Consider the following 18452-nt stretch of genomic DNA (forward strand, 5'->3'; position numbering starts at 1 on the left):
GAATTATCCAGGAATGTCAGAGGGGGGTGGAGACAATGGTGGATTTTCCGATCGAGGCAGTGCGTGGAAGGTTTCCGGCGCTCTCCCTGACCGACAAGGGGCGGCGGCGCATCTATCTCGACAATCCTGCCGGCACGCAGGTGCCACAGGCAGTCGCCGACGCCGTGTCGCGCTGCCTTCTGACCACCAACGCCAACCTTGGCGGCTATTTCGAAACGACTGTCGCAGCGCAGGCCGTCGTCGACGAGGCGCATCAGGCGATGGCCGATTTCCTCGGTGCGGAAACCCCTGAGGAAATTATCATCGGCGCCAACATGACGACGTTGACCTATCACATGTCGCGCACGCTCGGCCGCACGATGAGGCCCGGCGACGAGATCATCCTCACCCGCATGGACCATGAGGGCAATGTCTCGCCCTGGCTGCAACTGGCCGAGGACCTTGGCCTGGTGGTGCGCTGGCTGCCGTTCGATGAAAAGAGCTGGCAGGTCGAAGAGGCGACGCTGGCGGATCTGCTTTCGGAGAAGACCCGGCTGGTTGCGCTGAACTACGCCAGCAACCTGACCGGCTCGATCAACCGGGTGAAGGCGTTGACCGCCATCGCCAGGAATGCCGGCGCCCTGGTCTACGTCGATGCCGTGCAGTTTGCGCCGCATGGCCTGATCGACGTCAAAGATCTCGGTTGCGATTTCCTGATCTGCTCGGCCTACAAATTCTTCGGTCCGCACATGGGCATATTGTGGGGCCGGCGTGATGTCATCGATGGCCTGCAACCCTACAAATGCCGCTGTTCGTCGGATGGCCTGCCGGAGCGGTTCGAACTCGGCACGCCGCAGATCGAGCTGATGGCGGGCCTCACGGCCGCGGTCGATTATTTCTCAGGATTGGGTGCGGCAGCGGGCGAGGGTGGGTCGCGAAGGCGCAAGATCGCCAAGGCGTTCGAGGTGTCGATCGCCTACGAAAACCCGCTGGCGCAAAGGCTGATCGAAGGGCTGTCGGACATTTCAGGCCTGACCATTCACGGCATCACCGATCCCAAGCGGCTCGCCGAACGTGTGCCGACAGTGTCCTTCACCGTCGACGGCATTGTGCCGGAGACGATCGTTCGGCAGATGAACGCCGAAAACATCTTCCTGTGGTCCGGCCACAACTACGCTTGGGAGATCGTCCACCAGCTCGGCATTCCGGCCGAACATGGGGTCGTGCGCATCGGCATCGCGCATTACAACACGGCGGCCGAAATCGACGAAACGCTGGAGAGCGTGCACCGGGCCATCGCCATGCTCAGGCAGCAGCGTTCCTGACGCCAGCTTGACCAATCACGACGTCTTGCCACCGAAACCGGTGAGGAAGGCCGTCAAATTGTCGCCGAGTTCGTCGCAGAGGTAGCCGCCTTCCTGGACGATGACGGTCGGCAGGCCGAGCCTGGCGATGGCCTCGCCAATGCGTGAGAAGCCCGGTGTCGTCACCGAAAGCCCGCCGAACGGGTCGCCCTCGAACGCGTCGAGGCCAAGCGCCACGACCAGCGCGTCCGGCGAAAAGGCGCGGATACGCTGGAACGCCACCGCAAGCGCTTCGAGAAACGCCGTATCGGCGGATTTGCGCGGCAGCGGAAGGTTGAAATTGTAGCCGAGGCCCGGGCCTTCGCCGCGCTCGTCGGCATGGCCCCAGAAGAATGGATAGAAGCGCACCGGATCGGCGTGCAGCGAGACGGTGAGCACATCCGGCCGCGCATAGAAGATGCCTTGCGTGCCATTGCCGTGATGCAGGTCGACATCGAGGATCGCCACCCGCGCAGCCTGCTTGCGCAAGGTCTGTGCGGCGACCGCCGAATTGTTGACGAAGCAGAAGCCGCCGGCGACATCGGCAAAGGCATGGTGGCCGGGCGGGCGGCACAGCGCATAGGCGGCCGGCGCGCCTGATGTCACGGCTTCAGCGGCTTCGACGGCGCTCCATGCACTCCACAGCGCGCTCTGCCATGTCTCGCCCGAGATCGGGCAAGCGGTGTCGGCCATGTGATAGCCGGCCTGGCCGACCGCCGAGGCCGGATAGCTGCCTGACCGCGCGATCGGGTGGATGTTGGGGATCACTTCGGCAGAAGCGCCCTCGATGCGCTGCCAGCGCTCGAAAATGTGCTCGAGGAAGTCGAGATATTCCGGCGTGTGCACCGCCGAGACCGGGCCGAGCCCGTGATTGCGCGGCCGCTCGATCGTGCAGCCGGCAGATAATGCGCCGGCTAACAATCGTTCGACCCGTTCGGGCATTTCCGGATTGGGCTTCGCGGCACCGCTCGAAAGAAAGGCCTTGGGGTCGTGGCGCTTCTGTTCCTCGGCATAGAAGGCTTTCATTCCTGCTCCCCATTCTGCGGCGCGTCGGCAAAGGCAAAGAAGGCCTTGCCAATGATCTTCTGCGTCTGCTCGTAGCTCGACCAGGCGATGCCCAGCCTTTCATAAAATGCCTTGGCGACCTCATTCTCGGTGTCGACGGACAGCCGGAGATAGACGCCGCCTTCTTTCCGGCACTGTGCCGCGACGTGCCGCAGCAGGCGCTCGCCAATCTTGCGGCCGCGAAACCGGTCCTCGACGTAGAGGTCCTGCACATACACGCCAGGCCGGCCCATCCAGGTCGAAAAGATCGGGAAATGCAGGCAGAGGCCGGCGAATTCGCCGTCCACTTCGGCAATCAGGGTGGAAAAGGCGGGTTTCTCGCCAAAGCCGTAGGTTCTGAGGTCGTCTGCGGTCGAGATGATCTCGTCGGGCGCGCCGATGTGTGTCCCGAGTTTCAGGATCGCCGCATGGATGGCGTCGACATCGTCGATGCGGCCGGGCCGGATAACGGTGTCGGTGGTCCTGGCTTGGGCTTTCTCTGCCATGGGTCAGGCCGCGGCGCCGGCCGGGCCCGGTCCGGTCAGAAGGTCATCAAGCTCGCCAATGCCGTCTTCCGAAAAGACGCGAATGCCGTTCGCTTCCAGCAGCGCGGTGGTCGTGCCATGGCCAGCCACCCGGTTACCCGAAAAACGCCCGTCATAGATGAAACTACTGCCGCAGGACGGGCTGCCATCGGTAAGAACCGCATACCGACACCCTGTTTCTCGGGCGAGATCGAGTGCAAGTTGCCCGGCTTCGAGATAGAGTGCGGTCACATCGTTTCCCGTTTGCTCGACCACTCGGCCTTGGCCGTGGAGCACTGCGCGGCCGTCGCCCGTGCCTCGAATTTCTGCCGGAGGACGTGGCGTGGAGAAGCCTGCGGCCACCTCCGGGCAGATCTGCACGGTCCGTCCCTCTGCCTGCCATCGGGCAAGAATCGGATGGTCGTTGAGCCGGTAGGAGCCGTTGTAGCGAACCTTGCTGCCGAGCAGACAGGCTGAAACGAGAACCCTTTCCATATCAGCTCCTCCGCTTGCCACTCGACCTCCAGCCCCCCTAGAACGCTACCCGGTCGCCGCCCTTGAGCGCCAGCATGGTGCGCGCTTCGGCTGGCGTGGCAACCTCCAGCGACAGCCCCTCGAGAATGCCACGGATACGGCGCACCTGATCGGCATTGGACTTCGCCAGTTGGCGGCCATCAAAAAGGCTGTCTTCCAGGCCGACGCGGACATTGCCGCCCATCGCCGCGGCGATCGAGATCAGCGGCATCTGATTGCGGCCGGCGGCCAGCACCGAGAACTGGTAGCTGTCGCCGAACAGCTTGTCGGCGATCCGCTTCATATGGACGAGGTTTTCCGGGTCAGCACCGATGCCGCCCAGTATGCCCAGCACGAACTGGATGAACAGCGGTCCCGACACCAGTCCACGGTCGCGGAAATGCGCCAGCGAATAGAGGTGGCCGACATCGTAGCACTCGAATTCGAAGCGCGTGCCGCAGCCCTTGCCCAGCCGCTCAAGCACGCCCTCCATGTCGGCGAAGGTGTTCTTGAAGATGGTGTCGCGCGTGGCTTCGAGCAGCTTCGGCTCCCACTCATGTTGCCATTCCCTCGGCTTGTCGAGCATCGGGAACAGCGCGAAGTTCATCGAGCCCATGTTGAGCGAGCACATTTCGGGTTCGGCCCGCAACGGAGCCGCCAGCCGCTGGTCCAGTGTCATCAGCGACGAGCCGCCGGTGGTGATGTTGATCACCGCGTCGGTGGTCTGCTTGATGCGCGGGAGGAACTGCATGAACACGTCCGGATCGGCGGTTGGCCGCCCATCCCTGGGATCGCGGGCGTGCAGGTGCAGGATCGAGGCTCCGGCTTCGGCGGCCGCGATCGCCTCGGTGGCGATCTGGTCCGGCGTCACCGGCAGATAGGGCGACATCGACGGCGTGTGCACCGAGCCGGTGATGGCGCAGGTGATGATGACTTTTCGCGCCGCCATTTTTGCCCCTCAGCCTTCGACCGGCAGGTCGAGTTCGGCGGCCAGAATCTCCAGCGAGTCGCCGATGATGGCGACGATCTCGCCGACCTGTTCCCTGGTGACGATCATTGGCGGCGCGACCATGAAATTGTCGCCGTCGACGCCACCCTTGACCCTGCGGCCATAGATGATCAGCCCGCGTTCATAGGCGAGGTCGAGCAGCCGCTGCGTGGCCTTCTTGTCCTGGTCGATCGGCCGCAGCGTCTCGGGATCGGCAACCATCTCGGCGCCGGTGAGCAGGCCCTTGCCGCGCACGTCGGCGATGAACGGAAACCGTTTGGCCAACCCCTTCAGCCCGTCCATCAGCACGTCGCCCATCGCAGCCGCATTGGCGATCAGGTCGAGCCGGTCCATTTCGCCGAGCACGGCAAGGCCGGCGGCGCAGGCCAGCGGGTTGCCGGCATAGGTATGGCCGTGCTGGAAGCCGCCGGAGGCGAGCAGCGGCTGCACCAGCCGCATGGGCGCGGCCAGCGCGCCGAGTGGGGCGTAGCCCGAGCCCAGCCCCTTCGACAGCGCGACGATGTCGGGCTTGCAGTTCCAGTGGTCGCCGCCGAGGAATTTGCCGGTGCGGCCGGCGCCGCTCATCACTTCGTCATGGATGAGCAGGATACCGTAGCGATCGCAGATTTCGCGAATGCGCGCATAGTAGCTGTCCGGCGCCACCAGGGCAGCGGTCGCAGCGCCGCCGATCGGCTCCATGATGAAGGCGACCACGCTCTCCGGGCCTTCGGCCAGGATTTTCTCCTCCAGCATGTCGGCATAGCGGACGCCGCGCTGTTCCATCGAAAGGTTGTCGCGGTCGCGCCAGGCCGTCGGCGCCGGCACGGTCGGCATCACCCGCATCATCGGCTCAAATGTTTCAGCCAGCGCATCGTCGCCGGTGATCGAGAGCGAACCCAGCGTGCCTCCATGATAGGAAGGGAAGCGCGTGATCACCTTCCACCGGCTGGCCTGGCCGGTGGCAACCGCCCACTGTCGGGCAAGCTTGATGCAGGATTCCGTCGCTTCCGAGCCGCCCGAGACGAAGAAGATACGGTCCATGCCCCCGGGCAGCTTGCCGGCAAGCTCCCTCGCCAGCTCTTCGGCCGGCTCGTTTTCGAAATGCAGCCGGTAGGCGAAGGTGGCGCGATCCATCTGCCGCTTCATGGCTTCGAGCACATTGCGGTTGGAATGGCCGATATTGGCGACCATCGGCCCGCTGGAGCCGTCGATGAAACGGCGGCCGTCCTGCGTCCAGATGTAGATGCCCTCGGCGCGGTCGACCAATGGCCGGCGCAGGCTGGACAGGTAGAACAGATGCGATTGGCGCCGGGCGTCAGTGTCTTGAGCGGCGGTCTGGACTTTCGACATGTCAGGACTTTCTGAGGTAACGATCGAGGACATTCTTAGTGACGTGTTCGACCATCGGATCCTGTCTTAGCAGGCCGGCGACCCATTCGCAGCTTCCGGCGTGGAACACCTCACCCTTGCCGCGCGGGAAATTGACGATCATGCCGTTGCCGCGTTTGACTTTTTCCAGATTGGCGTCGCTCGCCTCGCCGAACAGCGTCTCGGCGGTGAAGCGGCCATCCTCGTCGGTAAGGAACTGGTCCTCGATAGGTATATCTGCGCTTTCCTCGACCTGGGATGCCATTCCGACGGCGAGAACCTGCAACCCGTCCGGCGCGCCGCTGGTCGCGGTGGGGTAGGGCAGGCCGCCGCGTATCTCGAAGTCGAGCCCGTCGACTTCATAGCCATAGACATGACTGTCGGCGCCGAGCAGGTCGCCATAATAGATGCCGGTGCCGGCAAAGGCCCAGTGCTCTGGCCGGTAGACCGGAAAGCCACGCACGCCCCTTGGTGCGCACCCACCCCAGCCGGCATAGACGCCGCGCGTCGCGTTGAGCCCGAAGGTCGCTGAACCCGGCCGGCCGATTTCCGGCGCTTCCCAGGAATTGGTAGCGCGGGTGACGTCGCCGCCGTGGAGATAGGCGGGGTCCTCGGCACGTGCGCGGTATTTGTAGCAGACCTGCCGGCGGCCCTCGTCCTCCAGCCGCGTCTGCCACATGAAATTGCCGGCAAAGCGCGCCGCATGGCCGCCGCTTGTCACATAGGCGTCGACCGCATCGCGCATGTCCCAGGTCCAGTATTCGTCATGGCCGACGAAGACGGCACAGTCGTAACCGTCGAGAATCTCAGGTGAGAAATGCAGATCGTGCTGGCTGGCGAGGTCGACGCCATAGCCGGCCCGTTCGGCAAAGCGGAGGAAATGGCTGTCGTAGCTGGCCCAGCCGGACGAGGCGTACTTCTTCGAATGACCGGTGGCGAGCGCCCATTCCATGTGCGGATAGCGCGGCACCGTCTTTGGCGGTACGGCGACTTTCAGCGGTACACGCGGCGCATCTTTCGGCAGCACGACGAAACCGCGGCACCACGGGCGTTGCGTCGACACGATGGGCGAATACTGGTTGCGGTCCGGCCCGGTGATGCCCTGATAGTGGTTGGAGCCGCCCCAGGTGTTGTAGGCGACCCAGGTGCCCGTCGCCGCCACCTGCAGCACGCGGCCGGGTTTCTTGCCGGGCTGCGGGCTGACGATGAACAGATGATGGCAATGGATCGGCTTGCCGTTGCGGCCGTCCGCTTCAAGCGTCACGCGATAGGCGCCGGACGGCCAGTCTGCCCCGACGCGGAATTCAAACGAGGCTTCCCAGCCGCAGCCTTCGGCCGAGCACTGGTCGGGGCTGTCCTGCCAGCGCGCCGCGATGCCCGATTTCTCGAACACTTTCGTCTCGGTGCCGCCATCGCGGACAATCGCCATGTTGACTGCCGGAGCCGTCGAACTGACATGCAACGCCACGGTCTCGCCGGCGCGATAGGAAAACCGGTCGCTGTAGCACCAGATCTCGCCGCGCTCGCCATCCATCCCAGGCCATTCATAGTAATGGCCGCGCACCGCGTGGCGACGCTGCTCCGGCGTCAGTCCGAAATCGGGGAATTCGGTCGGAAGGTTGATCATGAAGCCCTGAAGTTTCAAAGGCGCCATTTCGGCGATCTGGCGGTCAAGCGTCAAATGGAAACCATCGGGCCAGCATTCGTTAGCCGCGCCCTTGGCCCCTGTGGCCAAAAAGACTATCTCCACAAAGGGCGGCGTTTTCCGCCACCGGAGGCGGCATGCTGAGAATCCAGAAGGTCAAGGTCGACGACATCTACGTGCCGGCGGCACGCAAGAAGACGCTGCATCCCGAGACCGTCAGGCATCTGGCAGAGGACATCCTCGAAAACGGCATGAAAACGCCGATCCAGGTCCGCCATGACGGCAAGCGCCATATCCTGGTCGAAGGCCTGCATCGGCTGGAAGCAGCCAAATGGCTCGGCGAGACCGAGATCGACGCCTATCTGGTGCAAGCCAAGCGCCACTGACGCTCCTTCGTTCGTGATCTCTATCCAACAGGCGCATTTCTCCAGATTTTTTCGCTGGCCCAGATTTTTTCTCTGGCGATGTCGACTTGCGCGTCATCCGCTCGTCCTAGGGACGGAAGCCAGATCAAACCATGCAAGGACCCCATCATGACCACCAAGCTCGCCGCGCGAGAACGTCTACCGCTGCTGGACAGACCCGAAACTGGTGACGCAGTGGTTCGCGCCAAAGCCGTGGACGACGCTGCGCGCCGAAATGGATGTGCGCACCGGCGGCTCGAGCCTTGTCGTGATGGCAGGCCCCGACGGCAATGAATTCCCCAACCCCGGCGTTTTCCTCGAAGTCGTTCCCGGCAGGAAGATCGTCTTTACCGACGCCTACACAAAGGCATGGGAGCCATCGGAGAAGCCGTTCATGACCGGCGTGCTGACCTTCGAGGACGAGGGCAATGGCAAGACCCGCTACATTGCTCGGGTCAGGCACTGGAGTGTCGCCGACCGCGAGCAGCACGAGAAGATGGGCTTTCACGAGGGCTGGGGCCAGTGCACCGACCAGCTCGAAGAGCTCGCCAGAACGCTTTGATACCGTCGGGACGAGGAGGAGATCGATATGTCCAAAACCTTGATTTTCGCCATTCTTGCTTCGGCTGCAGCGCTTCTTGCTTCACCGGGCCCCACCAATGCAGAGGAGGCAAAACCCGCCATGACGACCGCTACGAACCCACTGCCGAAGCCGGAAAAATCTGGCCTGCTGCCGGTCAACGGCCTGAACTACTATTACGCCGTCTACGGCAAGGGCGAGCCGCTGCTTCTGCTGCATGGCGGTCTTGGCACGACTGACATGTTCGCCCCGATCCTGCCGAAGCTTGCCGAGAATCGCACCGTCATCGGCGTCGACCTGCAGGGTCATGGCCGCACGGCACTTGGCGATCGGCCGTTCACCCTGGAGGCGATCGGTGACGACATGGCTGATCTCGTCAAGGCGCTCGGCTACGACAAGGTCGACGTCATGGGCTATTCGCTGGGTGGCGGCGTCGCCTTCCGCATGGCGGTCCAGCATCCTGAAACGGTGCGCCGCCTTGTGCTGGTTTCGACCGGCTATGCCGCGGACGGTTTTTACGCCGAGATGCGCGGCCAGCAGGCGCAAGTCAGCGCGGCGGCGGCCGATTTCATGAAGGACACGCCGATGTACAAATCCTACGTCGCGGTGGCGCCGCATCCCGAGGACTTCCCGAGGCTCCTCGACACGCTCGGCAACTTCATGCGTCAGAACTACGATTACTCCGCCGACGTCGCCAAGCTGAAGATGCCGGTCATGCTGGCCTATGGCGACAGCGACATGTACCGGCCCGAGCACGAGATCAAGTTCTACCAGATGCTCGGCGGCGGGCTGAAGGACGCCGGCTGGATGCGCGAGAACCTGTCGCAGAACCGCCTGGCGATCCTGCCCAACCGCACCCATTACGACGTCTTCTTCGCCCCCGAACTGACCGCTGCCGCACTGCCGTTTCTCAACGGCGAGACCAAGGTGAAGACCTGGGACGAGGTCGTCAGCGAAACCGAATAACTGCCTGCCGATTCCCACCGGCCGTTTCCGACGAAATGGCCGGCGGTTTTGTTTATGAAGCCTTCGCTCGGCGCGGCTGCCTGAGATGCTTGATGCCGCTCATCTCGACGAAATTCGTCGCCGCTTCCCAAAGATGGTCGCCGTAGAGGAACGGCTCGAAAGGGTCCGCGTCGGTCAACGGCAGCGGCGCGATCTCCGCGTCGACGCGTGGCTCGTAGAAGAACGGGATCGAGAAGCGCGCCGTTTTCGGCGCGATCACCCGGTGTCGCGTCGCGCGGACGCGTTCGCCGGTCCAGCGCTCCAGCAACTGGCCAAAATTGACAGCCAGCGTGCCGTTGGCCGGCGGCACGTCGATCCATTCGCCAGTGAGGTTCTTTGCTTGCAGACCTTCGACGCCGTCCTGCGCCAGCAAAGTGACGAAGCCTGAATCGGCATGCTCGCGGCCGATGATTGTGCGCGTCTCGCCCTTGTGCACCACCGAAAACTCCGGTCCGCTGGTGTCTACGCCGGCATTGGCGGATCTGTTCGGGCCGCCCGCACCCGCCCGTGACCGTACCGACGCCAGGATCATGGCCGCAGCTTCGGGGATCGGCTTCATGGCCGTCCGCGACTTTCCCGGCGATGACCGGCTGACGCCGGAAGGAAGAGCACAATTGCTGCGCATCTTCGCGCTTCCCGATACGCGTCACGCAAGGGGTAACGGATCAGCCGCAGCGTCGAGATGCCGTGATCGAAATAGGCGTCGAAGATTGTTTCCGGCAGGCCAAGGCCGCGGGCGATCGAGCGCATCAGCGCGTTGCCCACCGTCTCCATGGCGCGGTAGTAGTCGGCTGCCGCCGCGCGCCAGCCGGGCAGGGCCTCTTCGGCCGGCAGGGGTGTCGGCTCGCACAACGGATCGTCGGAAACCGAGGCATCGGCCGGATCGGCAAGGTCCGGACCCATGTCGATGCCTTCCTTGTAGGAAACGGCTGCCGGCTGCAGCGGGAACCAGCCGCGATAGACGTTCCTTTTGCTGCGGTCGAAATTCCTGCGCAGCAATTTCTGCTTCTCCGCAATGCCGATGGTTTCGATGTCTGGTGTCATGGCTTCAGGTCCACTGCATCACGATAAGCGATGGCGTTGTATCAAAGCTTTTCAATTGACCCAATCGGGTCGGCCATTACCTTGCCGCCTATTCTCTTCACCTATGGATCAAGGACGATGGCCAAATATCAGGGCGGATGCCTGTGCAAGGCGGTGCGCTATCGCGTCGACGCTGCACCCATCAACGAACGCGTCTGCCACTGCCGGCTGTGCCAGAAGGTGATTGGCGCCGCCTTCAACGCACGCGTGCTGTTTCGCATCGATGAAGTGACGATCGAGGGGCCGCTCGCGACGGTGAACACCTCGCCCGATCTCAAGCGCGGCTTCTGCCCAAGCTGCGGCACGACGATGTTCTCCCGGCGCGATTCTGCTGGCATCATCGGCATCACCACCGGCTCGCTTGACGATCCGACCGTTTTCAAACCGCAAATGCATATTTTCACGGCCTCGAAGCAGCCCTGGGTGGTGCTCGATGATGGCCTGCCGCAATACGAAGGCGCACCGCCGCCAGGCTAAAGCGCATCGGCCGGGTCCCCGCTGCTGCGCAGCGTCCCGGCGTTCGCCGGCCTTTCATCGTGCCACTGGCACGATGAATTCGCTTGCGCGAACCGGCTGCTCACCATGACCAAAATTTAATCGAAAGAGACACGAGATAGCCGGCAAAGCGTCATTGGCGGGCCATCATCGTCTCCCTATTTATGGGGCGCGGGTACGGCATTCGAGGAGACGACGGATGAACGACAGCATCAGCACCCTGGACGAGCTTTTGAGCGATCCGATGGTCCTGCTTGTCATGGAGCGCGATCGTGTGCGCCCCGAACAGGTGCGCATACTGCTCGAACGGGTTCGCCGGACTTCCGTCGACGAGCCTGTGGTGCCGCCGGCCCATATGGTGGCCAAAAGCTGTTTCCAGCAATGGCTGCTTACTTAGGTACGGTCAGTTGGAGCTGGCCGGCAAATAGCTGTAATGGCTGCGGAAATAGGCGATTCTGAAGCCCATGCGTGCGTAGTTGCGATAGGCAGGGCCGTCGCGCTCCTCGTGCGGCGCCTCGATGTCGGCGACGAACAGTTTCGCGCCCGCCGCAATCCCGTCGCGCACCAGCGCTTCCCCAACCACCGCGTCGAGATCGAAGCTCGGCGCCATGATGCCGGGTACCGGCGCGTCGATGCCGCTCCAGGCCGCGCCGTCGGGCCCGATGAACAGCGAGCGCACCGCCACCACCGCGCCGTCCCGCTTGGCCATGTAGTGATGCCAGCCCTTTCGGCCGACCAGAGCCATCAGCCATGGTGAGGTGGGCAGCCGGTAGCGGCTGTCGATGAAGCCGGCCCATTCGCTTGCCGATGCCTTTGTTACCCGTTCTACTGAAACCCCTTCAGCCGTGAAGAGCGGCTCGGATGACAGCGGTTCTGCCCCGCGATAAATCCGCTCCCAGCCGCCCTGGCGCTGCAGGCCGCGCGCCTCGAGCCAGCATCTGAGGCGCGACGGTTCAGTGTGCGGATTGACATAGAACCAGGGCCGCGAAATGCCGGCGGCGCGGTAGTGCGCCAGCAGCGCGTCGAGCTGGCTTTCGGAGGCCGGGCTGTCGACGCCGAAGTTCTTCACGCAGTTGAAATGGATGAACGGGATTGTCGTGCAGGTGGTCCAGGCGAGGCCGCCTTCTTCCGTTATCGAAAGGCCCTGGCTTGCGGCGAAATCGGCAGGCACCGCGGCGTAGAGGTCGAGCCAGGCATTCACCTCGGCGTGCTCGATAATACGGCTGAGGTCGAGCGAGACATCCTCGATCGCGATGCCAGGCGGGTACGGTTCGGGCAGGGGCTGCAATTCTGACAGGGCGGTCTGCATGGCTCTCCTCCGTCATTTGCCTTACAGTGTAAGATTAGCGGATTTTAATATAACCGCGTGGCTTGTCAAGCGGCACCTTACAAATCCGTAAATTGGATTCCGGGGACCGCCAGACTATGGCTCGGCGGGGATCGCCCCTCACGATTGTTCGACAGAAAGGCTCGATATGGCAGACATCTGCACCCAAGGCGTCGACACCGGCTTTGTCGGGCTGGGATTCGCCAAGGTGGCGTTCCTCGGCCTGGTGCAAGGCATCACCGAATTGCTGCCGATCTCTTCGACCGCCCATATGCGCATCCTGCCGGCCGTACTCGGCTGGCAGGATCCGGGCTCCGCCTTCTCTGCCGCCATGCAGCTTGCGGCCTTGGCCGCGGTGGTCAGCTATTTCTGGAGCGATGTCAGGGATATCCTGTTTGGTTCGCTCGACGCCCTGACGCGACGCGATTTCGCCGACCGGCATTTCCGGCTGGCGCTGTGGATCGTGCTGGCGACCATCCCGATCGTCATCGCCGGCGTGGCGCTGTCGGGCGTGCTCAACGCCTGCAACTCGCCGCTGCGCAGCCTGACGGTGATCGGCTGGGCCTGTATCGTGATGGCGATCCTTCTGGCGCTGGCCGAGATTTTTGCCAGCCACCGACGCACCGTGGGCGAGGCATCGCTGACTGACGCGCTGCTCGTCGGCGTCGCCCAGATCGGCGCGCTGATTCCAGGTGTCTCTCGTTCCGGCTCGACCCTGACGGCCGCGCTCGGGCTCGGCTTCAAGCGGGCCGAAGCGGCGCGTTTCTCGTTCCTGCTCGGGCTGCCTGCGATTGCGCTCGCCGGCCTCAAGGAACTTTGGGAACTGCACAAGGTCCAACTCGACGCGCATGGCTGGTCGGTTCTCATCGTCGGGCTGGTCGTAGCCTCGGTTTCAGCCTTCTTCGCCATATGGGGCCTGATGCGCGTTCTGGAGCGTTTTTCGGCCTGGCCATTCGTCATCTATCGCGGTGTGCTTGGTATCGTCCTGCTGCTGGGCGTGGCGGTGGGATGGCTTGTCTAGCATAGGTCGAGGCTTCCAGAGTATCGCTTGAAACAGGCTATACCCGTACCGGACCCTGAACTTCGATTCCGGTGCGCGCATGGATTTTTTGACCCTCCTGCAATCACTGCCGCTGCTGCTGGTGCTGGCCAAGGGTGCACTGCCATCGGTGGCGGCACTCGGCATTGGATTTGGCCAATGGGCCGCTTCGCTGCCGCCATGTCGTGACTTCGCCTTTGAGGCGACCAGCTATCTCGTATGCGAGGTCGACCCGAAACGGTATTCGATCGAACTGTTCTGGAAAGATCCGGCGGGCAAGCCGTTTCAATCGCTGCACAGTCTCCATGCTTCGCAGCAGGCGGCCGGTCGCACCATACTGTTTGCCATCAATGCCGGCATGTATCGCCCCAGCCTCGCTCCGGTCGGTCTCTATGTCGAGCATGGCCAGGAAATGGCGTCGGTGAAGACGGGATCGGGAAGCGGCAATTTTTCCCTGCAGCCGAACGGCATTTTCTACATCAGCAACGGCAAGGCAGCGGTCCGCGCCACCAGGGACTTTCTCAAAAGACGGCCGCCACTCGACTATGCGACGCAATCCGGGCCGATGCTGGTGATCGACGGCCAGCTGCATCCGAAATTCCAGGCCGACAGCACCTCGCGCAAGACGCGCGACGGCGTCGGCGTGCGGAAGGACGGCGTCGCCGTCTTTGCCATTTCGAACGGCACGGTGACCTTCCATGCCTTCGCCCGTCTTTTCCGCGACGCGCTCGGCTGCGACAACGCGCTTTTCCTCGACGGCACGATATCGAGCCTGTTCGCGCCGGCCATCGGCCGCAACGACGACTACTGGAATCTCGGGCCGATGATCGGCGTCTTCAGGAAATCCTAGCGGCTTTGCCACCCCGCTTGCCGCCGATCAGCTGCACCGGGAGCCAGATTTCGCGGCCTGGCGCGCTCGAAGAGAACTTGATTCAAACTTTATTGGTAATTTCTCGTTCATAACTCGATCTGGTTTGTCCGTCGGCTGTCGTTTTGCCCTCGGTCTGTTGTGTTTTGAGTACAGGTCCAGATGCGGATTCCGGGCGCCATCAGTTTTTTGATCGCATCGCTATGCCTTGCCGGCTGTACATCGACGGCCGGCGTCGACGCGCTGGATTTGCAGAAACCGTCGAACGAAACCACCAGTTCCGTGATACGGCCGCCCGCGCCGATCGCCGCGGCTCCGAAGGCGATGGCCAGGAGCGCGCCGAGGGCCGAAAGGGCGCCCGAGCCTGACAATGGTCTGCCTGACAATGGTCTGGAAGACGACAATGCTGCCGCCGAAAACACTCGGCCCTTCGGCCTGGCTGAAGAAGAGACAGTGTCATTCCCTGCGCCTGAACTGCCCGACAGCGCCGAGCCGCCGGTCGAGCCGGCTGCGCTCGTATCACCGCCGAGGCTGTTGAGCCGCGCAGCACCGGCCATGCTGGCCGGGCCGGTCACCCGTTACGGCTTTCGCGATGCCAAGCCGATCAATTTTGGCCGGTCCTCGCCCCGGCACCTTGCCGTGCACGGCGTCGACGTCTCGCGCTGGCAAGGCAACGTCAATTGGCAAAAGCTGCGCGCGCAGGGCGCCAATTTCGCCTACATCAAGGCGACCGATGGCGGCGACCATCTCGATCCGATGTTCATGAAGAACTGGCGCAATGCGGACGCCGCCGGCCTGAAGCGCGGCGCCTATCACTTCTTCTACTGGTGCCGCACCGCGGGCGAACAGGCTGACTGGTTCATCCGCAACGTGCCTAAGATGGATGGTGCACTGCCGCCGGTGATCGACGTCGAATGGAACGGCGAATCCAGCTGCAAGCGGCGGCCGTCGCGCGAAAAGGTGCTGGAGAAGATGCAGGTGTTCATGGACAAGCTGGAGCGCCATTACGGCCAGCGGCCCATCATCTACACCGCGCCTGATTTCTATCGCGACAATCTCCGGGGTGAATTCCTCGATTATCCGTTCTGGGTGCGCGCGGTCGCGCGGCATCCGTCGAAGGTCTACCCCGACCGCAAATGGCTGTTCTGGCAGTATTCCGGCTCCGGCCTGTCGCATGGTGTCACCGGCCGCATCGACCTCAACGTCTTCCACGGCGACGAACGGCAATGGCGCGCCTGGGCCGGCGGACGGATTTCCGTCGCCGACGCTGACTGAGGCAGCCTATCAGGCCCGGCGTACTTCGCGCTCGCGTATGTCAGCCGTCTGGGCCAGCACCCAGTCCCGGAACACCTTGATCTTCGGAGTGTTGCGGCGGCTTTCCAGGTGCACGAGCCAATAGCCGTCGCCATCTGATCCCAGCACTTCAAATGGCTGTATCAACTGGCCCTTTGCCAGCAGGGCGCTGTAGATGTTGCGGGTGAGGATCGCGGCGCCCTGATCGGTCAGCGCCGCCATTGCATCGTAAGCCTGCGAACCCAGGTTCGGTCCCGCGATGACGCGATCGGGCTCGAAGGGTACGCCGGCTGTTTCGAACCAGATTTTCCACCAGGGATCGTCGGCACAGCACAGCGCCACCTTGTAGAGATCCTCGGGGTGGCGAATGCCGCCCACGCTCTCGGCCAGTTTCGGGCTGAGCATTGGCGTATAGTCTGCTTTGAACAGGTAATGAGCCGTCAGGCCGGGCCATTTTCCGGTGCCGGTTCTGATCCCGATATCCATGTCCTCGCGTGTGAAATCGACCAGCCGGGACGATGTATTCACCTTCACGGCGAGATCGGGATGCATCAGCTGGAATGTTCCAAGCCACACGGCCAACCAGTTCGATGCGAATGTTTCCGAGGTTGTGACGGACAGCACGCCAGTCGCTCCACCCTTTGTGGCGACCCACGCGTCGGCCAGGGCCGAGAATGCGCCCGTTGCGTGCGGCGCCAACTGCTGTCCGGCCTCTGTCAAGGCGATTTGCCTTGTTTTTCTTATGAAAAGCGGCGTTCCGGCGCGCTCTTCCAGCACCTTGATCTGATAGCTGGCCGCCGACTGTGTCATGCCGAGTTCCTCGGCAGCCTTGGTGAAACTGCCCAGCCGCGCCGCGGCTTCAAAGACGCGAATGGCACCCAACGGCGGTAGCTCCCAACTCATGACGCATCAATCCTCCTGATGCATAGTACGCGACGTTCGATTGGAAGCCAAGGCCGCAACCAGGCATACTCCGGTCATCAACTCGAACCCGAAAGGACACGGCAATGACCCTCTACAACACACTTCGTCGTCCGGTGCTCGACCTCTTCACCGCTCCGTTCAGACCCCGCACGCGCGGCCTGCTCGACCACCGTGCGCTGTCGGATCATTTCCTGCGCGATATCGGCATGCTCGACGGACACGCTTCTGCCGGCAGCACCCGCTGACTTGCGTGCCCCGCTGACTTGCGTGCATTGACTTGTGCAAACGGGAGGAAAAGATGAGCATATCTGCGGAGGCCCTGGCGAAGAGCCGTCAAACGATCTCCTCCTACGAGGATTATGCGGAACAGTATGATGCAATCGTGCGGCACGTTCCCAACCAGAGGGAGCAGGCAGCGCTAGGGCGCCTTGTGGCGATCGCCGGCACAGGCGGCCAGATTCTGGAAGTCGGCTCGGGAGCGGGATACGATGCGGACTTTCTGGAGACTTTGGGCGCTAGGGTTCGGCGCACCGACGCAACAAGGCGGTTTCTTGAACTGCAGGCCGCGCGCGGCAAGCACGGTGAACTGCTCGATCTCATCACCGATGATCTCGGCGGCCCCTACGACGCAGTCTTGGCCCTGTGCGTCCTGATCCATGTGCCCCGCGACCAGACCGACCAGGTCCTTGCCAAGATAGCCGGATCGCTCCGACCAGGTGGCGCCTTCCTCGTATCGATGCGCAATGGCGATGGCGAGACGAGCGGCGAATATCACACGGTCTACTGGCGCAGGGACGACTTCGCGGCCCGTCTCGAAAACGCCGGGCTGGTCCTTATCAGGGACGATTTCAACATTGGCCGCAACAGCGAGGAATGGAACACCTTCCTGGCTGTGAGGCCTTCATGAAGGGATCTTTTCCCTTCTCCCACAAAGGGGAGAAGGAGAGGGGCGAGCGTTACGCCCCACCGCTCATCTCTCGCCTTTGCGAATAAGCGAGACATTGCCGCCGCAGTGCTGTCTAGTGCCTGTTCCTGCACTCCGGGGGGATCAGGGTGGAGCTGGAACTCAAATTTCTGCTTGTCGGCTTTGCCTGCGCGGTCTCCGGCATGCTGTCGCTCATCACCTTTGTGAAATGGCGCGAGGTGCAGGCCCTCAGCCGCTGGTTGCCGGCGCCGGGAAAGATCATCTCGTCACGCGTCGAGGCGCGTGAGGTCAGAAGCTCGGGCGCTGGCTCGGACAGCACCGATACCACGGAGATGCGCAATTTCCCGGCCATCACCTTCGAATACAAAGTCGGCGGCAAGAAATTTCAAAGCTCGCGCTACAGCGTGAAGGAGAATTTGGGGAACTTTGAAGTCCCCGAAACCCTTGCGCAGTTTCCCCGCGGCGCGGAGGTGACCGTCTTCTACAATCCAGCCGACCCGAGCAAAGCCGTAATCGAGCGCACCATGCCGGATGGCGCCTTCAAGTTCATGGTCCAGCTCTCGGCCGGTTTGGTGATCGGCACGGCGGTTCTGGTGTTTTCCGTCGGCGGCGTGCTCGAGGCGATCCGGCCGCATCTGCCCAAACCGCAAAACCTCGGTGCCGCGGCATTGCTGCTGTTCATGGGCCTGTTCGCCCTGCGCATGGGCTTTGCCCAGAAGTCGCTTGCCGAGCAGGCGGCAAAATGGCCGGTCGCCGCCGGCCGCATCGATGCGTCAGGTCTGCAGGCGCTGCGAAGCCATTCAAGCTATCAACGCTGGCGCACCGTTTTCAAATCTCGCATCGTCTACAGCTATGGCGTCGCCGGCCAGCGCTACAGCGCCGACCGCGTCACCTTCGGCGCCACGGTCACGGCTTCGCTGCCCGGCCTCGTCGGTGGCCAGGCGCGTCGCTATGTCGAGGGCAGCAGGGTCGACGTGCACTATGATCCCGCCAACCCCGGCTCGGCCGTGCTCGAATGCCGGGTGCGCGGGCTCTGGCTGCTGTGGGTCTGTTCGGCAGGATTTCTCGGCGGCGCTGTCTTTCTGGTCGGGCTGGTGTGAGGACA

General features: G+C 63.1%; 21 protein-coding genes and 1 pseudogene. 12 read left to right on the forward strand and 10 right to left on the reverse strand.

Going from position 1 to position 18452, the window contains the following annotated elements:
- Window positions 1-35 precede the first annotated feature (35 nt).
- Complete coding sequence (locus AC07FD_RS17580) at window positions 36-1304, forward strand: cysteine desulfurase-like protein (protein WP_478350867.1); 1269 nt, start codon at window positions 36-38, stop codon at window positions 1302-1304.
- A 15-nt stretch (window positions 1305-1319) separates the two neighbouring features.
- Here AC07FD_RS17580 and AC07FD_RS17585 read toward each other — a convergent pair whose 3' ends face one another.
- Genes AC07FD_RS17585 through AC07FD_RS17610 form a run of 6 tightly spaced genes read right to left on the reverse strand, consistent with a single transcriptional unit; the run spans window position 1320 to window position 7386 of the window.
- Window positions 1320-2348, reverse strand: coding sequence for a histone deacetylase family protein (locus tag AC07FD_RS17585; RefSeq protein ID WP_478350868.1), 1029 nt, complete (start codon window positions 2346-2348; stop codon window positions 1320-1322).
- Window positions 2345-2872, reverse strand: a complete 528-nt coding sequence (locus tag AC07FD_RS17590) for an N-acetyltransferase family protein (protein WP_478350869.1) — start codon at window positions 2870-2872, stop codon at window positions 2345-2347. The genes AC07FD_RS17585 and AC07FD_RS17590 overlap by 4 nt, the downstream gene beginning before the upstream one ends.
- 3 nt (window positions 2873-2875) lie before the next feature.
- Window positions 2876-3385, reverse strand: a complete 510-nt coding sequence (locus tag AC07FD_RS17595) for a 2-thiouracil desulfurase family protein (RefSeq protein ID WP_478350870.1) — start codon at window positions 3383-3385, stop codon at window positions 2876-2878.
- A 37-nt stretch (window positions 3386-3422) separates the two neighbouring features.
- Window positions 3423-4352: a 3,5-dioxohexanoate:acetyl-CoA acetone transferase gene (gene kce, locus AC07FD_RS17600; protein WP_478350871.1), complete on the reverse strand. Its 930-nt coding sequence runs from the start codon at window positions 4350-4352 to the stop codon at window positions 3423-3425.
- A gap of 9 nt (window positions 4353-4361) precedes the next feature.
- The gene (locus tag AC07FD_RS17605) at window positions 4362-5741 is read right to left on the reverse strand and encodes an aminotransferase family protein (protein ID WP_478350872.1); all 1380 of its coding nucleotides are present in this window, start codon (window positions 5739-5741) and stop codon (window positions 4362-4364) included.
- 1 nt (window position 5742) lies between these two features.
- The gene (locus AC07FD_RS17610) at window positions 5743-7386 is read right to left on the reverse strand and encodes a N,N-dimethylformamidase beta subunit family domain-containing protein (RefSeq protein WP_478350902.1); all 1644 of its coding nucleotides are present in this window, start codon (window positions 7384-7386) and stop codon (window positions 5743-5745) included.
- 155 nt (window positions 7387-7541) lie between these two features.
- Between AC07FD_RS17610 and AC07FD_RS17615 the strand changes: the two genes are divergently transcribed.
- The 3 genes and pseudogenes from AC07FD_RS17615 (at window position 7542) to AC07FD_RS17625 (ending at window position 9354) form a co-directional block, all read left to right on the forward strand.
- Window positions 7542-7790, forward strand: a complete 249-nt coding sequence (locus tag AC07FD_RS17615) for a ParB N-terminal domain-containing protein (RefSeq protein WP_477394891.1) — start codon at window positions 7542-7544, stop codon at window positions 7788-7790.
- Window positions 7791-7950: 160 nt separating this feature from the next.
- Window positions 7951-8370: pseudogene (locus tag AC07FD_RS17620) on the forward strand (SRPBCC family protein); the annotation flags it as partial.
- A gap of 27 nt (window positions 8371-8397) precedes the next feature.
- Complete coding sequence (locus AC07FD_RS17625; RefSeq protein ID WP_478350873.1) at window positions 8398-9354, forward strand: alpha/beta fold hydrolase; 957 nt, start codon at window positions 8398-8400, stop codon at window positions 9352-9354.
- Window positions 9355-9406: 52 nt separating this feature from the next.
- Here AC07FD_RS17625 and AC07FD_RS17630 read toward each other — a convergent pair whose 3' ends face one another.
- Both AC07FD_RS17630 and AC07FD_RS17635 read right to left on the reverse strand, forming a co-directional pair.
- On the reverse strand, window positions 9407-9952 hold the full coding sequence (locus AC07FD_RS17630; RefSeq protein WP_478350874.1) for a 2OG-Fe(II) oxygenase family protein: 546 nt from the start codon (window positions 9950-9952) through the stop codon (window positions 9407-9409).
- On the reverse strand, window positions 9949-10437 hold the full coding sequence (locus AC07FD_RS17635; protein WP_478350875.1) for a hypothetical protein: 489 nt from the start codon (window positions 10435-10437) through the stop codon (window positions 9949-9951). Before AC07FD_RS17635 ends, AC07FD_RS17630 begins: the two co-directional genes overlap by 4 nt.
- 117 nt (window positions 10438-10554) lie before the next feature.
- On the opposite strand from AC07FD_RS17635, the gene AC07FD_RS17640 reads away from it, so the two are divergent.
- Together AC07FD_RS17640 and AC07FD_RS17645 are read left to right on the forward strand one after the other, a co-directional pair.
- The gene (locus AC07FD_RS17640; protein WP_478350876.1) at window positions 10555-10953 is read left to right on the forward strand and encodes a GFA family protein; all 399 of its coding nucleotides are present in this window, start codon (window positions 10555-10557) and stop codon (window positions 10951-10953) included.
- A 217-nt stretch (window positions 10954-11170) separates the two neighbouring features.
- Window positions 11171-11368, forward strand: coding sequence for a hypothetical protein (locus tag AC07FD_RS17645; protein WP_478350877.1), 198 nt, complete (start codon window positions 11171-11173; stop codon window positions 11366-11368).
- Between the two features lie 6 nt (window positions 11369-11374).
- On the opposite strand, the gene AC07FD_RS17650 is transcribed toward AC07FD_RS17645, so the two are convergent.
- Entirely contained in the window at window positions 11375-12280 is a 906-nt protein-coding gene (locus AC07FD_RS17650; protein WP_478350878.1) for a hypothetical protein, read from the reverse strand.
- Window positions 12281-12446: 166 nt separating this feature from the next.
- Between AC07FD_RS17650 and AC07FD_RS17655 the strand changes: the two genes are divergently transcribed.
- The 3 genes from AC07FD_RS17655 to AC07FD_RS17665 all read left to right on the forward strand — a co-directional run bounded on the left by AC07FD_RS17655 (window position 12447) and on the right by AC07FD_RS17665 (window position 15480).
- Window positions 12447-13319 (forward strand): undecaprenyl-diphosphate phosphatase, encoded by an 873-nt coding sequence (locus AC07FD_RS17655; protein WP_478350879.1) that lies wholly within the window; start codon window positions 12447-12449, stop codon window positions 13317-13319.
- A gap of 79 nt (window positions 13320-13398) precedes the next feature.
- On the forward strand, window positions 13399-14187 hold the full coding sequence (locus tag AC07FD_RS17660; RefSeq protein WP_478350880.1) for a phosphodiester glycosidase family protein: 789 nt from the start codon (window positions 13399-13401) through the stop codon (window positions 14185-14187).
- Window positions 14188-14367: 180 nt separating this feature from the next.
- Entirely contained in the window at window positions 14368-15480 is a 1113-nt protein-coding gene (locus AC07FD_RS17665) for a glycoside hydrolase family 25 protein (RefSeq protein WP_478350881.1), read from the forward strand.
- Between the two features lie 9 nt (window positions 15481-15489).
- Here AC07FD_RS17665 and AC07FD_RS17670 read toward each other — a convergent pair whose 3' ends face one another.
- Window positions 15490-16401, reverse strand: coding sequence for a LysR substrate-binding domain-containing protein (locus tag AC07FD_RS17670; protein ID WP_478350882.1), 912 nt, complete (start codon window positions 16399-16401; stop codon window positions 15490-15492).
- A gap of 104 nt (window positions 16402-16505) precedes the next feature.
- Between AC07FD_RS17670 and AC07FD_RS17675 the strand changes: the two genes are divergently transcribed.
- The 3 genes from AC07FD_RS17675 (at window position 16506) to AC07FD_RS17685 (ending at window position 18447) form a co-directional block, all read left to right on the forward strand.
- Window positions 16506-16667: a hypothetical protein gene (locus tag AC07FD_RS17675; RefSeq protein ID WP_478350883.1), complete on the forward strand. Its 162-nt coding sequence runs from the start codon at window positions 16506-16508 to the stop codon at window positions 16665-16667.
- 53 nt (window positions 16668-16720) lie between these two features.
- Complete coding sequence (locus AC07FD_RS17680; RefSeq protein ID WP_478350884.1) at window positions 16721-17329, forward strand: class I SAM-dependent DNA methyltransferase; 609 nt, start codon at window positions 16721-16723, stop codon at window positions 17327-17329.
- 146 nt (window positions 17330-17475) lie between these two features.
- Window positions 17476-18447: a DUF3592 domain-containing protein gene (locus AC07FD_RS17685; protein ID WP_478350885.1), complete on the forward strand. Its 972-nt coding sequence runs from the start codon at window positions 17476-17478 to the stop codon at window positions 18445-18447.
- The last annotated feature ends 5 nt before the right edge of the window (window positions 18448-18452 follow it).

Source organism: Mesorhizobium waitakense (assembly GCF_056431085.1).

Coding starts and splice junctions, on each gene's coding strand:
- AC07FD_RS17585 (WP_478350868.1), bottom strand. CDS start 2,348: ATGAAAGCCTTCTATGCCGAGGAACAGAAGCGCCACGACCCCAAGGCC.
- AC07FD_RS17635 (WP_478350875.1), bottom strand. CDS start 10,437: ATGACACCAGACATCGAAACCATCGGCATTGCGGAGAAGCAGAAATTG.
- AC07FD_RS17665 (WP_478350881.1), top strand. CDS start 14,368: ATGCGGATTCCGGGCGCCATCAGTTTTTTGATCGCATCGCTATGCCTT.
- AC07FD_RS17655 (WP_478350879.1), top strand. CDS start 12,447: ATGGCAGACATCTGCACCCAAGGCGTCGACACCGGCTTTGTCGGGCTG.
- AC07FD_RS17605 (WP_478350872.1), bottom strand. CDS start 5,741: ATGTCGAAAGTCCAGACCGCCGCTCAAGACACTGACGCCCGGCGCCAA.
- AC07FD_RS17590 (WP_478350869.1), bottom strand. CDS start 2,872: ATGGCAGAGAAAGCCCAAGCCAGGACCACCGACACCGTTATCCGGCCC.
- AC07FD_RS17580 (WP_478350867.1), top strand. CDS start 36: ATGGTGGATTTTCCGATCGAGGCAGTGCGTGGAAGGTTTCCGGCGCTC.
- AC07FD_RS17640 (WP_478350876.1), top strand. CDS start 10,555: ATGGCCAAATATCAGGGCGGATGCCTGTGCAAGGCGGTGCGCTATCGC.
- AC07FD_RS17615 (WP_477394891.1), top strand. CDS start 7,542: ATGCTGAGAATCCAGAAGGTCAAGGTCGACGACATCTACGTGCCGGCG.
- AC07FD_RS17670 (WP_478350882.1), bottom strand. CDS start 16,401: ATGAGTTGGGAGCTACCGCCGTTGGGTGCCATTCGCGTCTTTGAAGCC.
- AC07FD_RS17660 (WP_478350880.1), top strand. CDS start 13,399: ATGGATTTTTTGACCCTCCTGCAATCACTGCCGCTGCTGCTGGTGCTG.
- AC07FD_RS17680 (WP_478350884.1), top strand. CDS start 16,721: ATGAGCATATCTGCGGAGGCCCTGGCGAAGAGCCGTCAAACGATCTCC.
- AC07FD_RS17630 (WP_478350874.1), bottom strand. CDS start 9,952: ATGAAGCCGATCCCCGAAGCTGCGGCCATGATCCTGGCGTCGGTACGG.
- AC07FD_RS17610 (WP_478350902.1), bottom strand. CDS start 7,386: ATGATCAACCTTCCGACCGAATTCCCCGATTTCGGACTGACGCCGGAG.
- AC07FD_RS17645 (WP_478350877.1), top strand. CDS start 11,171: ATGAACGACAGCATCAGCACCCTGGACGAGCTTTTGAGCGATCCGATG.
- kce (WP_478350871.1), bottom strand. CDS start 4,352: ATGGCGGCGCGAAAAGTCATCATCACCTGCGCCATCACCGGCTCGGTG.
- AC07FD_RS17625 (WP_478350873.1), top strand. CDS start 8,398: ATGTCCAAAACCTTGATTTTCGCCATTCTTGCTTCGGCTGCAGCGCTT.
- AC07FD_RS17650 (WP_478350878.1), bottom strand. CDS start 12,280: ATGCAGACCGCCCTGTCAGAATTGCAGCCCCTGCCCGAACCGTACCCG.
- AC07FD_RS17675 (WP_478350883.1), top strand. CDS start 16,506: ATGACCCTCTACAACACACTTCGTCGTCCGGTGCTCGACCTCTTCACC.
- AC07FD_RS17595 (WP_478350870.1), bottom strand. CDS start 3,385: ATGGAAAGGGTTCTCGTTTCAGCCTGTCTGCTCGGCAGCAAGGTTCGC.